The organism is bacterium endosymbiont of Bathymodiolus sp. 5 South (genome assembly GCF_900128535.1).
Lineage (GTDB): Bacteria > Pseudomonadota > Gammaproteobacteria > PS1 > Pseudothioglobaceae > Thiodubiliella.
In genome coordinates, this window is record NZ_FQTR01000375.1 from 1 (window position 1) to 1026 (window position 1026).

Below are 1026 nucleotides of genomic sequence, written 5' to 3' on the forward strand. Positions count from 1 at the left end.
CTCGCCCCTTGACACTGTGCATTCCAAAAATTCGCCCCTTGACACTGAGCACCCCTAAAACTCGCCCCTTGACACTGTGTATCACTAAAACTCGCCTCCACAAGGTAAGCGTGCGACAAATCTGCTCCAGGAAAGCCTGTTACTTTTGCAAAATCTTGTGTGTATAAACCGCTCTCTCTCTTTTTAAATAAAAGATTGAGGGTAGTTTGAATTTCATTTGATGGGCGTTCTTCGTGATTTTTTTTATATTCTTGCTCATTGGTTTTTGAACGAATATGTGAACAGAGGATTTGTACAATTTGCTGGCGATATTTCTCCTCCTCCAGTGCCAATTCATGCAAGGCATAAACTGCGCCTGTGCGCGCCGAAGTTTCACTTGATCCTAATAAATTAATGGCTGAATTAAACCGCTCATCTACCCGTTGTTTAATCTGGATTTGGATTTGTTTGCCTTGGTTTCGGACTTGTTTGCCTTGGATTCGGACTTGTTCGCCTTGGTTTTTTAAGCGTTCGTAAAAAAGAATCAAGCCTATGATTGCAATAAGACCGCTACTAATAGAAGTCCAAGTTATTTTTTCTGTATCAATGAAGTTAAGGCAATGTAAAACAATAACAACAATAATAGAAATTATGAACAATCCAACATAAACTGCGTTTTCTTTTAATTTACCAGGATAATCTAGTAATTTTTTTTTCACAACTGTGCCATCACCTTATCAGAAATATCAGCTTCTGCACCGACTAACGCCACCCTCAGTTTGGAGAGTTTTTGACTTAGTCTGTTTTGTTTGAATGTGCTTAATGCTTGAATATTTTTGATGATTTTAATCATGTTGTTGCTTTATTTAATTGTTCTAATTTTCCCCAGTCTTTCTTGATGATGGCTTGAAGTTCTTCGCTATCTTTTAAAATGCCTGTGTCACAATCCTTTGGTGTGCCGTATTTTATTTCTTTTCCCGTGTTGTCTTTGATAATTGCTTGTAACTTTTTAGACGCTGATTCGTTTAAATAGTTTTTGGCATTTTC

Annotated in this window: 3 protein-coding genes; all 3 read right to left on the reverse strand. The window is 37.4% G+C overall.

The window, feature by feature from the left end; all coding sequences use genetic code 11:
* Positions 1-698, reverse strand: a 698-nt coding sequence (locus BBROOKSOX_RS11585) for a pentapeptide repeat-containing protein (protein ID WP_139662030.1), incomplete at its 3' end; no start/stop codon positions are given.
* Positions 695-832 carry a hypothetical protein gene (locus BBROOKSOX_RS11590; protein WP_180324047.1) on the reverse strand — a complete coding sequence of 46 codons (138 nt, stop codon included), beginning with the start codon at positions 830-832 and terminating at the stop codon, positions 695-697. The genes BBROOKSOX_RS11585 and BBROOKSOX_RS11590, both read right to left, overlap by 4 nt.
* Positions 829-1026: hypothetical protein (locus tag BBROOKSOX_RS11595; protein ID WP_180324048.1), on the reverse strand; the 198-nt coding region annotated here is incomplete at its 5' end. The genes BBROOKSOX_RS11590 and BBROOKSOX_RS11595, both read right to left, overlap by 4 nt.